Raw genomic sequence first — 12523 nt, 5'->3', positions numbered from 1 at the left:
TCCTTTCTCTCTCTCAGGCCAGGGCGGCGCGCGTGGCGGCGAACGCCTCGACGCCATCCAGGCCATGGGTATTGATGCCCTTCGCGCAGCGCCTGTTGAGGCCTGCCAGGACCTTGCCCGGCCCGCACTCGACCAGCTCGGTGACGCCCTTTTCCGCCAGCAGCTGGATGCTCTCCACCCAGCGAACCGGGCTGTACAGCTGTGCCAGCAGGTCGCGGCGCAGCGTATCGAGATCAGCCGGCACGGCGGCGCTGACGTTCTGCACCAGCGCAATCTTCGGCGCCTGCCACTGCAGGCTTTCGACCGAGGCGGCGAACTGCTCGGCGGCCGGACGCATCAGTTCGCAATGCGACGGCACGCTGACTGGCAGCGCCACCGCGCGCTTGGCGCCGCGTGCCTTGCATGCCTCGATGGCACGCTCAACGGCAGCCGCGGCACCGGCGATCACTACCTGCCCCGGCGCGTTGAAGTTGACCGCGCTGACCACCTCGCCCTGGGCCGCCTCGGCACAGGCCGCCAATACATCGGCGTCTTCCAGGCCAAGGATCGCGGCCATGCCGCCCTGCCCCGCCGGAACCGCCTGCTGCATCAGTTGGCCCCTACGCTCGACCAGCTTGACCGCATCGGCGAACGCCAGGCTTTCGGCCGCGACCAGCGCGGAATATTCGCCCAGGCTGTGCCCGGCGACGAACGCTGGGCGCGCACCGCCCTCGGCCAGCCAGAGGCGCCAGAGCGCGATCGAAACCGTGAGGATGGCCGGCTGGGTCTTGTCGGTCTGGTTCAGGCGCTCTTCAGGACCATTCTGGACCAGCGCCCAAAGGTCGTAACCGAGCGCCTCGGAGGCCTCGGCGAAGGTATCGCGCACCAGCGCCTGCTGGGCGCCCAGCTCGGCCAGCATGCCGAGGGATTGCGAACCCTGGCCAGGGAAGACGAATGCGAGGGATGCAGACATTGAATAGGTCCCTTGTGGTCTTTTGCTCGTCGGAGATAACGCGCCAGCCGCGACTGGCGCAGGAAACTGAGTGTTGGATGGCTGCCTGGACCGCCCGGTCACACATTAGAGCAGCAGATGCTCGAGACGGCCATGCAATCGTTGCGGCAGGTTTTCCCGGACTTCCAGTGCCGCGCGACGCAAGGCGCTCTGGAAACCCTCCTCGGCGGCAGACCCATGGCTTTTCACCACTATCCCCTGCAATCCGAGGAAACTGGCGCCGTTATAGCGTGCCGGAGCGATATCGCCGCGCAGCCGGCGCAGCAGCGGCAACGCCAGCGCACCGACCAGCTTCGCCGCCAGTCCATCGCGGAAGCGCTGTTCGATCCGCGCCGACACCATGGCAGCCAGGCCTTCGCTGGCCTTCAGCAGGATGTTGCCGACGAAACCGTCGCAGACCACCACGTCGGCCTCGCCGCGATACAGGCCATCGCCCTCTATGTATCCGCTGAAATTCAACCCCTGCGCCTTCTGCAACAGACTCGCCGCCAGCTTGACCTGCTGGTTGCCCTTGATCTCCTCGGTCCCCACGTTGAGCAGGGCGACCCGGGGCGAGACGCAGCCCAAGGCCTCTGCCGCCACCGCGCCCATCACCGCGAACTGATAGAGATGCTCGGCACTGCAATCCACGTTGGCGCCGAGGTCGAGCAGATGACAATGCCCCTTCTCGGTCGGAACCGCCGTCACCATCGCAGGGCGGTCGATACCGGGCAGGGTCTTCAGCAGGTGCCGCGACAGCGCCATCAACGCCCCGGTATTGCCGGCGCTGACGCACGCGTGCGCCCGGCCGTCGCGGACCAGCTCCAGCGCCACGCGCATGGAAGCGTCCGGCTTGCCACGCAAGGCCTGGGAGGGACGTTCGTCTGAACCTATCACTTCGCTGGCCGCATGCACACGCAGGCGCTGCCGGTCGAGCGACGGATAGCGGGAAAGGAGTTCTTCGAGGAGGGCAGGCTGACCGACGAGGATCAGTTGCGAAGAGGAATTCTCGGCCAGGAAGGCAATAGAGGCCGGAACAACGCAGTGGGGACCGAAGTCCCCACCCATTGCATCAATCGCGATGATTGGTGCGGACAAGGATTACTCGTCGGAGCCCTTGTCTACTACCTTACGGCCGCGATAGAAGCCGTCCGGGGATACGTGGTGGCGCAGGTGGACTTCACCGGTGCTCTTTTCCACGGACAGAGCATTGGACTCGAGCGCATCGTGGGAACGACGCATGTCACGAGCGGAACGAGACTTTTTGTTCTGCTGAACAGCCATGATTGATTAACTCCTAAACGTTTGGGTCACGCTTCAACTGTGCCAGTACGCTGAACGGATTAGGACGCTTGTCCTCGACTTCGCTCGACTCCGGCTCGTCTTCGACGACGAATCCAGCCGGGTGCTGACATACTTCGGGGTCATGGGCCGGAACGATGGGTAAGGCGAGCAACAGCTCGTCCTCGACCAGCGCCAGCAGGTCCAGGGGTTCCTCCCCCACTTCCAGCGCATCGTACCCCTTCGGCAGACCGTCGGCGGACTGACCTTCCCGAAGAATGGCGTAGGTATATTCGCCATGCACGGGAATGGCCGCCGCATCCAGGCAGCGTTGGCATACCATGCTCACCTCGGTATCGAGCTGCATATGCATGACCGCCAGCTTCTGGTGGTCGCGCTCGAAGGAAACCTTCACGCGCACCTCACCGGCATCGCTGGTCAGTTGCTCGCATACACGCGGCATATCGGCGAGCGCGTACACACCCTCGAGGGTGGCGCCGCGGTCGACCAACTTGCGCGGATCGATATGAGGTGGAATCGGCCCATTCAACATAAGCGCGCCATTATAGGGACGCCCCCGCGCCTGTCAAAGGAAATTAGCCATAAACCGCTGTAAGGACGAGTCTTTTCGTTAAAATCGGCCGCTCGCCATGGAGAACCTCATGCCCGACCTGATCCTCGCCTCCAGCTCCCCCTACCGACGCGAACTCCTGACCCGCCTGCGCCTTCCCTTCGAAAGCGCCAGCCCCGATATCGACGAAAGCCATCGCGCCGGGGAAAGTGCCGAGGAACTGGTGCGCCGCCTTTCCGCCAGCAAGGCCGAAGCGCTGGCCGGACGCTATCCGCAACACCTGGTGATCGGCTCCGACCAGGTCGCCGTACTCGACGGCAACATCCTCGGCAAGCCGCACACCCCCGAACGCGCCATCCAGCAGCTACGGGACGCCAGCGGCAAGAGCGTGACCTTCCTCACCGGACTGGCCCTCCTCAACAGCGCCAGCCGACGCATCCAGGTGGCATGCGTGCCGTTCACCGTGCACTTCCGCCACCTCGACGAGAGCCGCATCCGCCGCTACGTCGAAGCGGAACGCCCGCTGGACTGCGCCGGCAGCTTCAAGGCGGAAGGCCTGGGCGTCAGCCTGTTCCGCTCCACCGAAGGAGAGGACGCCACCAGCCTGGTGGGACTGCCCCTGATCCGCCTGGTCGACATGCTCCTCGAGGAAGGCGTCGAAATCCCCTGAGCCGGCATTCCCATATCCGGCATTCCCATATAAAGAAGGGAAACGCTCTCAGCGCAGTACCGGCCCCTGCCAGCCCATCCAAAGCGCGAGGCGCTCCGCCACACTGGCACCGAACTTCTTGGCGAAGCGATCGAACGGCGACTCCTGCACGGTGTAGTCCTCGATCTTCTTCTCCTTCACCACTTCGCGCGCCACATAGCTGGCATTGCCCAGACCGTCGATCAAACCGAGCTGCAATGCCTGTTCGCCGGACCAGACCAGACCCGAGAACAGCTCCGGATGCCCCTCGACCTTGAGCCGGTCGCCGCGCCCTTTTTTCACGCTGTCGATGAACTGCTTGTGGGTGGTATCCAGCACCTGCTGCCAGAACTGGGTCTCCTCGGGCTTTTGCGGCTGGAAAGGATCGAGGAACGACTTGTGCTCGCCGGAGGTATAGACGCGCCGCTCGACACCGAGCTTCTCCATGGTGCCGACGAAACCGAAGCTGGCCGCCGTCACGCCAATGGAACCGACCAGACTGGCCTTGTCGGCGTAGATCTGGTCGGCGGCGCTGGCGATGTAGTAGGCGCCGGAGGCACCCAGGTCGCTGATCACCGCATAGACCTTGACGTTCGGGTGCTCGCCGCGCAGGCGACGAATCTCGTCATAGATATAGCCCGACTGCACCGGACTGCCGCCCGGACTGTTGATCCGCAGGACGATCCCCTTGGTACCCTCATCCTTGAACGCCGCGCGCAAGGCCGTGACGATATTGTCGGCACTGGCCGGCTCATCGTCGGCGATCATGCCCTTCACCTCGATCAGCGCCGTGTGGCTACCGCTGCGCGAGGCCGATTTCTCCAGGCTGCCGAACGGACTGAAGGCCAGCAGCACGACAAAGAGATAGATGAAGGTCAGCGACTTGAAGAATATCCCCCAGCGCCGCGCCCGCCGCTGCTCCTGGACCCCGGCGAGGACCGCCTTTTCCAGCAGCTTCCAGCTCTTGTCGTCATTCGCCTTCGGCGTTTCCGACTTCCACTCGTCAGACATGCTCAACCACTCCTGAAACCGCCTCACGTCGAGCACCGCCCAACCAGGCGCGCAACTCGGTGAAATGCTCAACTTCCAGCCGCGGCGCATAAGGCCGCAACTGCTCCAGCGATTGGGCGCCATAGGCCACCGCAACCGAATCCATCCCCGCCCGTCGCGCCATTTCCAGGTCGAACGGCGAATCACCGATCATCAGCGCCCGCCCCGGCTCGACCCGGCAGTGCGCCAGGATCTCGTGGAGCATCAACGGGTCCGGCTTGCTGGCCGTTTCGTCGGCGCAGCGGGTGATATCGAAGAAATCGCTCCAGCCATGCCCCGCCAGCACCCGGTCCAGGCCGCGCCGACTCTTGCCGGTGGCGACCGCCAGGCGGAACCCGGCCTCGCGAAAATGCACCATGGCTTCGGCCACGCCGGGGAACAACCGCGACGGCTGCGCTTCCTGCGCCAGGTAATGCTCGCTGTAGGCACACCGGAAACGCTCGACCAGAGCAGGATCGCCAACCTCCGGATAGAGCGAAGCGATCGCCTCGGGCAAGCCGAGGCCGATGATGCCCTTGATCCGGGTATCGTCCCGCTCCGGCAGAGCGGTTTCCCGCGCCGCCGCCTTCATCGAATCGACGATGCGCGCGATCGAGTCGACCAGGGTGCCGTCCCAATCGAATACCAGCAACGCGTAGTCAGTCATTCAAACGCTCCAGCGAACGCTGCCACATCTCGTCCACCGGCGCCTCCAGCTCCAGCACCTGCCCGTCGGGCAGCGGCACGCGCAACTGCGCGGCATGCAGGAACAGGCGCTTGCCGCCCAGCTCGCGGATCTCGCGGGAGAAATCCTCGTCGCCATACTTCGGGTCGCCGGCGATGGCATGCCCGGCGTGCTTGGCATGCACGCGGATCTGGTGGGTCCGCCCGGTGATCGGGCGTGCTTCCACCAGGGTGGCGAAATCGCCGAAGCGACGCAGCACCCGGAACTCGGTCAGCGCGTCCTTGCCCTCGACGTTCACCTCTACCATTCGCTCGCCCGAACGCAGGTTGTTCTTCAGCAGCGGCGCGCGCACGTTCTTCTTGCCAGCCGGCCAGTGGCCACGGACCAGGGCGTGATAGCGCTTGTCGACGATCTTCTCGCCCCGCAGGGCCTCATGCAGGTGACGCAACATGCTGCGCTTCTTGGCGATCATCAGCAGGCCGGAGGTATCGCGATCGAGACGATGCACCAATTCGATATCCTTGGCATCGGGGCGCAACTGGCGAAACACCTCGATGACCCCGGCGCTCACGCCGCTGCCGCCATGCACGGCGATCCCGGCGGGCTTGTTGACCACGATCAGCGCCTTGTCCTCGTAGACGATCGCCGCCTCCATCCGCTCCAGCAGCCCCTGCGCCAGCGGCGCCGGCTCATCACGCTCGGCCAGGCGCAGCGGCGGCACGCGCACCTGGTCTCCGGCCTGGAGCCGATAGTCGGGCTTGATCCGCCCCTTGTTCACGCGCACTTCGCCCTTACGCAGGATGCGATAGATCAGGGTCTTGGGCGCACCCTTGAGACGGGCGATAAGGAAATTGTCGATACGTTGACCAGCCAGTTCCGGCGGCACATCGAGCAGCTGGACACCGGTGGTCGGAGAGGCGGGAGTAGTCATCCGTACATCATAACAATTTTTCATTCAATTGAAGCACTTAATCATTGCTGCTATAGTCGGGAAGCCGCCATAAGCGGCCTGGCCTGCGGATGATTGCCAACCTGCATTTCCCCCTCGCCTGCAAACACTTTGAACGGACGTCAGGCCGTCCTACAGAGGCGTTTCAGCGGAAATACGAAAATTTCCAACCCGCTAACGACTCGAAACCAAAGCCTTGAAACATGAGCCGCGACCACTTCGGTGAGCGCGAGATGCCAACCCGCTCCGGATACTGCGAGCGGCGCCCGATTCTTAAGGAACATGTGTAGGGTGGAGATGTACGGCTGTTGGACTGCGTAGCTTCTAGCTTGATCCAGACGCATTTTTCGTCCGCCTCCGACAGCCGATTCCTCCTCCTGACTCAAGTGCTTCTGAAACACAGGAAGCAGGAGACGTAGTCGCGGACCGGCACCCAGTGCCGAGCGCCGCTGGACACGGGAATGGCCCGCCATTCCTGAATACGCGCCCGAGCACCGACCGTGAGAGTCGTGTGTGCCGATCGCCGTTTCCGGTAGCCCCGGAAACCATTGGTACTACATGAAAAGAATGCTGATCAACGCGACTCAACCCGAGGAGTTGCGTGTTGCACTGGTCGACGGCCAACGCCTGTTCGACCTCGACATCGAGTCGGGCGCCCGCGAGCAGAAGAAGGCCAACATCTACAAAGGCCGCATCACTCGCGTCGAACCCAGCCTCGAAGCCGCCTTCGTCGACTTCGGCGCCGAACGCCACGGCTTCCTCCCCCTCAAAGAAATCTCCCGCGAATACTTCAAGAAATCCCCCGAAGGCCGGATCAACATCAAGGAAGTCCTGAGCGAAGGCCAGGAAGTCATCGTCCAGGTCGAGAAGGAAGAGCGCGGCAACAAGGGCGCCGCCCTGACCACCTTCATCAGCCTGGCCGGCCGTTACCTGGTGCTGATGCCGAACAACCCGCGCGCCGGCGGCATCTCCCGCCGTATCGAAGGCGAAGAGCGCAACGAGCTGCGCGAGGCCCTGAACGGCCTCAACGCACCGGCCGACATGGGCCTGATCGTGCGCACCGCCGGCCTCGGCCGCAGCACCGAGGAACTGCAGTGGGACCTCGACTACCTGCTGCAACTGTGGAGCGCGATCAAGGAAGCGTCCGGCGAACGTGGCGCGCCCTTCCTGATCTACCAGGAAAGCAACGTCATCATCCGCGCCATCCGCGACTACCTGCGCCAGGACATCGGCGAAGTGCTGATCGACAGCATCGACGCCCAGGAAGAAGCCCTGAACTTCATCCGCCAGGTGATGCCGCAGTACGCCAGCAAGGTGAAGCTGTACCAGGACAGCGTTCCGCTGTTCAATCGCTTCCAGATCGAGAGCCAGATCGAGACCGCTTTCCAGCGCGAAGTGAAGCTGCCGTCCGGCGGCTCCATCGTCATCGACCCGACCGAGGCCCTGGTTTCCATCGACATCAACTCGGCGCGCGCCACCAAGGGCGGCGACATCGAGGAAACCGCCCTGCAGACCAACCTGGAAGCGGCCGAGGAAATCGCCCGCCAGCTGCGCCTGCGTGACATCGGCGGCCTGATCGTCATCGACTTCATCGACATGACCCCGGCGAAGAACCAGCGCGCCGTGGAAGAGCGTGTCCGCGAAGCCCTCGAGGCCGACCGCGCGCGCGTCCAGGTCGGTCGCATCTCGCGCTTCGGCCTGCTGGAAATGTCCCGCCAGCGCCTGCGTCCGTCCCTCGGCGAGACCAGCGGCATCGTCTGCCCGCGCTGCAACGGCCAGGGCATCATCCGCGACGTCGAGTCGCTGTCGCTGGCCATCCTGCGCCTGATTGAGGAAGAAGCCCTGAAGGACCGCACCGCGGAAGTCCGCGCCCGCGTGCCCTTCCAGGTCGCCGCCTTCCTGCTCAACGAGAAGCGCAACGCCATCACCAAGATCGAACTGCGTACCCGCGCGCGCATCTTCATCCTGCCGGACGATCATCTGGAAACCCCGCATTTCGAAGTCCAGCGTCTGCGCGATGACAGCCCCGAACTGGTTGCCGGCCAGACCAGCTACGAAATGGCCACCGTCGAGCACGAAGAAGCCCAGCCGGTCAGCTCGACCCGCACCCTGGTCCGCCAGGAAGCAGCAGTCAAGACCGTCGCTCCCCAGCAGCCCGCACCGCAACACACCGAAGCACCGGTCGAGCCGGCCAAGCCGATGCCCGAGCCGAGCCTGTTCCAGGGCCTGGTGAAGTCCCTGGTCGGCCTGTTCGCAGGCAAGGATCAACCTGCCGCCAAGCCTGCTGAAACCAGCAAGCCGGCTGCCGAGCGCCAAACCCGCCAGGACGAGCGTCGCAACGGCCGCCAGCAGAACCGCCGCCGCGATGGCCGCGATGGCAATCGCCGCGACGAAGAGCGCAAGCCCCGCGAGGAACGCGCAGAGCGCCAACCGCGCGAAGAGCGCGCCGAACGCCCGAACCGCGAAGAGCGCAGCGAACGTCGCCGCGAAGAGCGCGCCGAGCGCCCGGCTCGCGAGGAGCGCCAGCCGCGCGAAGGCCGTGAAGAGCGCGCCGAGCGGACACCCCGCGAAGAACGCCAGCCGCGCGAAGGCCGCGAAGGTCGCGAGGAACGCAGCGAACGCCGCCGCGAAGAGCGCGCCGAACGCCCGGCTCGCGAAGAGCGCCAACCCCGCGAAGGCCGTGAAGAACGCGCCGAGCGCCCGGCCCGCGAAGAGCGCCAGCCGCGCGAGGATCGCCAGGCTCGCGACGCCGCGGCCCTGGAAGCCGAGGCGCTGCCGAACGACGAGAGCCTGGAGCAGGACGAGCAGGACGATACCGATGGCGAGCGCCCGCGCCGCCGCTCCCGCGGCCAGCGTCGTCGCAGCAACCGCCGCGAACGCCAGCGCGAGGTCAGCGGCGAGCTGGAAGGCAGCGAGGCGACCGATAACGCCGCCGCGCCGCTGAACACCGTCGCAGCCGCCGCTGCTGCCGGTATCGCTGTCGCCAGCGAAGCCGTAGAAGCAAACGTGGAGCAAGCCCCGGCCACTACCAGCGAGGCTGCCAGCGAAACCACGGCAAGCGATGAAACCGACGCACCGACCAGCGAAGCCGTCGAAACCCAGGGCGCGGACAGCGAGGCCAATGCCGGCGAAACCGCCGACATCGAAGCGCCGGTGACCGTCAGCGTGGTCCGGGACGAAGCCGACCAGAGCACCCTGCTGGTCGCGCAAGTCACTGAAGAAGCTCCCTTCGCCAGCGAAAGCGTGGAAAGCCGCGAAGACGCCGAGAGCGCCGTGCAACCGGCAACGGAAGCGGCCGAAGAAGTTGCCGCTCCGGTGCCCGTCGAAGTAGCAGCCCCTAGCGAGCCCGCAGCCACCGAGGAGCCGACCCCGGCCATCGCGGCGGTGCCGGCCAACGCGACTGGCCGTGCCCTCAACGACCCACGGGAAAAACGTCGCCTGCAACGCGAAGCCGAGCGTCTGGCACGCGAAGCCGCAGCAGCAGCCGAAGCGGCAGCTCAGGCCGCTCCCGCCGTCGAGGAGATCCCGGCTGTAGCGAGCGAGGAAGCGTCGGCCCAGGAGGAACCTGCTGCACCCCAGGCTGAAGAAATCACCCAGGCCGACGTTCCGTCCCAGGCGGACGAAGCCCAGGAAGCGGTACAGGCCGAGCCTGAAGCTTCCGGCGAAGACGCCGCCGACACGGAGCACGCGAAAAAGGCCGAGGAAAGCGAAACCTCGCGCCCGCATGCCTGAGTGACAGGCTGAAAAAAGGGGATGCCATGGCATCCCCTTTTTTTGCGCGCCATTCCGCGGCACTCCGGCATACCGCCCGTCATGACCAGAGCCGCCGAACACGCACAATGAAAAAGGGATGCCGCCGGCATCCCTTTTTCATTCTCCAGCCGCACCCTCAGTAGAGATTGGGTTCAGGCTCCAATTCGACGCCGAAACGCCGACGGACGTCCTCCTGGATACGCTCGGCCAATGCCCGGACCTGGGCACCAGTGGCGCCGCCATGGTTGACCAGGACCAGCGCCTGCTGCGCGTGTACCCCCACCGGGCCATCGCGAAAGCCCTTCCAGCCGCCCTTGTCGATGAGCCAGCCTGCGGCCAGCTTCAACCGACCGTCCGCCTGCGGATAGCCAACCAGATCCGGGAAGGCCTGACGCAAGCGCTCGGCCTGCGTCGCATCCACCAGCGGGTTCTTGAAGAAGCTGCCGGCATTGCCCAATACGGCGGGGTCGGGCAGCTTCTCCCGGCGAATGGCGCAGATTACCCGGCTTACGTCCCTGGCCGTCGGACTGGCGATGCCCTCCTCCTCCAGGCGCTGGCGTACCGGCCCGTAGTCCAGGTGCAGCCTCTCCCGCCGTGTCAGGCGCAGGCGCACGCGGAGGATCAGCCAGCGATCAGGCTCCTGCTTGAACAGGCTGTCGCGGTAGCCGAAACGGCAGGCCTGGCGATCGAACTCACGCAGGGTTCCATCCTGGCGATCCAGCGCCGTCAGGCTGTCGAAGACATCCTTCAGCTCCACGCCATAGGCGCCGATGTTCTGCATCGGCGCCGCACCCACGGTGCCGGGAATCAGGCTGAGATTTTCCAGACCGGCCAGGCCCCGCTCCAGGCTCCATTGTACGAATGGGTCCCAGGCCTCGCCCGCCTCCGCCTCGACCAACACCGAATCCGCGGCATCGGAAACAATTCGCCGCCCCTGGCTGGCCATGCGCAAAACCAGCGCCTCGACGTCACGGGTCAGCAGCAGGTTGCTGCCACCACCGATCACCAGCAGCGGCAATCCACGCTCCCGAGCCAGGGCCAGGGCCTCGCGCACATCAGCCTCGTCCCGGGCGCGGGCCAGCAGGCGGGCGCGCACGTCGATGCCGAAGGTGTTATAGGGCTTCAGCGAGCAATGCTCTTGCAGTTCCAGGCTCACAGTCGCCCCTTGGCTTCGATCAACAGACGGTCGCAGGCATGTTCGATCAGGTCGAGGACCTGCTCGAAGCCTTCTTCGCCGCCATAGTAGGGATCGGGCACTTCGTCCCGCTCGGATCCGTAGCGACGCAGGAACAGATCCAGTTCGGCGGCACCGCGCCCGGCACGCAGGGTCTCGAGGTCAGCCAGGTTGGACAGGTCCATGGCCAGGATCAGGTCATGGCGGGAGAAATCCTCGATGCCGACCTGGCGTCCACGCAGTGCCGACAGGTCGTAGCCACGCCTTTGCGCGGCCAGGCGGGTGCGCTGGTCGGGCGCCTTGCCGACATGCCAGCCGGCGGTACCGGCGGAATCGACATGGATGCGGGAAGCCAGCCCGGCCTCCTCGACCTTGCGCCGGAACACGCCTTCGGCGGTGGGCGACCGGCAGATGTTGCCCAGGCAGACGAACAGGACGCGCATCAGCCCCCCAGCACGCGGCGAACGCGTTCAAGGTCTTCCGGCGTATCCACGCCCGGAAGCATGTTTTCGCGGGCATCGGCCACATGGATTCGCACCCCGTGCCAGAGCGCGCGCAATTGCTCAAGGCTTTCGGCGTTCTCCAGCCAGCACGGTCCCCAGGCGACGAAATCGGCAAGGAAACCCACGCGATAGGCGTAGATGCCGATGTGGCGACGATAGGGCACGCCCTCCGGCAGGCTGTCGCGATCGCGGGCGAAGGCGTCGCGAGCCCAGGGCAAGGGCGCACGACTGAAAGTCAGGGCCAGGCCGTCGATGTCGGTGGCGACCTTGACCACGTTCGGATTGAACAGCGCGGAGACCTCATGGATCGGCTCGGCCAGGGTAGCGATGGCAGCTTCCGGGTGCGCCGCCAGGTTGGCCGCCACCTGGTCGATGAGCGCCGGGGGGATCAGCGGTTCGTCGCCCTGGACGTTGACCACGATGGCATCGCTGGCCAGGCCGAGCCGGGAAGCGACTTCCTCCAGGCGATCGGTGCCGGAGTTGTGCTCGGCACGCGTCAGCAGCGCCTCGGCGCCGAACCCCTGGCACGCCGCCAGGATGCGTTCGTCGTCGGTGGCGACGACCACGCGGCTGGCGGCGCTCTTGCGGGCCTGGTTCCAGACGCGCTGGATCATTGGCTGGCCGGCGATATCCTGCAATGGCTTGCCGGGCAGGCGAGTGGAGGCGTAGCGGGCGGGAATGACGACAGTGAACGCCTTGGTCATTACTTGTCCAGCCGCTCGTCCACGTTCAGGGAGCGAGCCTCGCTCTCCAGCATCACCGGGATGCCGTCGCGGATCGGATAGGCCAGGCCGGCCTGCTTGCTGATCAGTTCGGTCTTGTCTTCGCTGAGCACCAGCGGGCCCTTGGTCAACGGGCAGGCAAGGATATCGAGGAGTTTCGGGTCCATGGCGGAGTCCTTCATACAATGGCGGCACGGC

General features: G+C 65.4%; 13 protein-coding genes. 2 read left to right on the top strand and 11 right to left on the bottom strand.

The window, feature by feature from the left end:
• Positions 1-13: 13 nt before the first annotated feature.
• From fabD to ACTJJX_RS04710, 4 genes are all read right to left on the bottom strand, one after another.
• On the bottom strand, positions 14-952 hold the full coding sequence (gene fabD / locus ACTJJX_RS04725; RefSeq protein WP_003091139.1) for an ACP S-malonyltransferase: 939 nt from the start codon (positions 950-952) through the stop codon (positions 14-16).
• A 105-nt stretch (positions 953-1057) separates the two neighbouring features.
• Positions 1058-2068, bottom strand: coding sequence for a phosphate acyltransferase PlsX (plsX, locus tag ACTJJX_RS04720; RefSeq protein ID WP_071533934.1), 1011 nt, complete (start codon positions 2066-2068; stop codon positions 1058-1060).
• A gap of 3 nt (positions 2069-2071) precedes the next feature.
• Positions 2072-2254, bottom strand: coding sequence for a 50S ribosomal protein L32 (gene rpmF / locus ACTJJX_RS04715; RefSeq protein ID WP_003091143.1), 183 nt, complete (start codon positions 2252-2254; stop codon positions 2072-2074).
• Between the two features lie 13 nt (positions 2255-2267).
• Positions 2268-2804 (bottom strand): YceD family protein, encoded by a 537-nt coding sequence (locus ACTJJX_RS04710; RefSeq protein WP_003091144.1) that lies wholly within the window; start codon positions 2802-2804, stop codon positions 2268-2270.
• Between the two features lie 109 nt (positions 2805-2913).
• Between ACTJJX_RS04710 and ACTJJX_RS04705 the strand changes: the two genes are divergently transcribed.
• Positions 2914-3492, top strand: a complete 579-nt coding sequence (locus tag ACTJJX_RS04705; protein ID WP_003113992.1) for a Maf family protein — start codon at positions 2914-2916, stop codon at positions 3490-3492.
• Positions 3493-3540: 48 nt separating this feature from the next.
• Here the strand turns inward: ACTJJX_RS04705 and sppA are convergent, their stop codons facing one another.
• The 3 genes from sppA to rluC are packed head-to-tail and all read right to left on the bottom strand — an operon-like array spanning position 3541 to position 6155.
• Positions 3541-4521, bottom strand: a complete 981-nt coding sequence (gene sppA, locus ACTJJX_RS04700; protein WP_003091146.1) for a signal peptide peptidase SppA — start codon at positions 4519-4521, stop codon at positions 3541-3543.
• Positions 4514-5206 (bottom strand): HAD-IA family hydrolase, encoded by a 693-nt coding sequence (locus ACTJJX_RS04695; RefSeq protein WP_003104140.1) that lies wholly within the window; start codon positions 5204-5206, stop codon positions 4514-4516. Before ACTJJX_RS04695 ends, sppA begins: the two co-directional genes overlap by 8 nt.
• On the bottom strand, positions 5199-6155 hold the full coding sequence (gene rluC / locus ACTJJX_RS04690; RefSeq protein ID WP_003104143.1) for a 23S rRNA pseudouridine(955/2504/2580) synthase RluC: 957 nt from the start codon (positions 6153-6155) through the stop codon (positions 5199-5201). The genes ACTJJX_RS04695 and rluC overlap by 8 nt, the downstream gene beginning before the upstream one ends.
• Before the next feature lie 576 nt (positions 6156-6731).
• On the opposite strand from rluC, the gene rne reads away from it, so the two are divergent.
• Entirely contained in the window at positions 6732-9905 is a 3174-nt protein-coding gene (gene rne / locus ACTJJX_RS04685) for a ribonuclease E (RefSeq protein WP_016852668.1), read from the top strand.
• A gap of 157 nt (positions 9906-10062) precedes the next feature.
• Here rne and murB read toward each other — a convergent pair whose 3' ends face one another.
• From murB to ACTJJX_RS04665, 4 genes are read right to left on the bottom strand one after another with little or no spacing between them, the layout of a single operon-like run.
• Positions 10063-11082, bottom strand: coding sequence for a UDP-N-acetylmuramate dehydrogenase (gene murB, locus ACTJJX_RS04680; RefSeq protein WP_019416379.1), 1020 nt, complete (start codon positions 11080-11082; stop codon positions 10063-10065).
• The gene (locus tag ACTJJX_RS04675) at positions 11079-11543 is read right to left on the bottom strand and encodes a low molecular weight protein-tyrosine-phosphatase (protein ID WP_003106924.1); all 465 of its coding nucleotides are present in this window, start codon (positions 11541-11543) and stop codon (positions 11079-11081) included. The genes murB and ACTJJX_RS04675 overlap by 4 nt, the downstream gene beginning before the upstream one ends.
• Positions 11543-12307 (bottom strand): 3-deoxy-manno-octulosonate cytidylyltransferase, encoded by a 765-nt coding sequence (kdsB, locus tag ACTJJX_RS04670; RefSeq protein ID WP_016852666.1) that lies wholly within the window; start codon positions 12305-12307, stop codon positions 11543-11545. Before kdsB ends, ACTJJX_RS04675 begins: the two co-directional genes overlap by 1 nt.
• Positions 12307-12492: a Trm112 family protein gene (locus tag ACTJJX_RS04665; protein ID WP_003091157.1), complete on the bottom strand. Its 186-nt coding sequence runs from the start codon at positions 12490-12492 to the stop codon at positions 12307-12309. Before ACTJJX_RS04665 ends, kdsB begins: the two co-directional genes overlap by 1 nt.
• Positions 12493-12523 lie beyond the last annotated feature (31 nt).

Source organism: Pseudomonas sp. 22490, assembly GCF_052044465.1.
GTDB classification, from domain to species: Bacteria; Pseudomonadota; Gammaproteobacteria; order Pseudomonadales; family Pseudomonadaceae; genus Pseudomonas; species Pseudomonas aeruginosa.
Note: the sequence above shows the minus strand (reverse complement) of the source record. Positions and strands in the feature narration are given on the sequence as shown.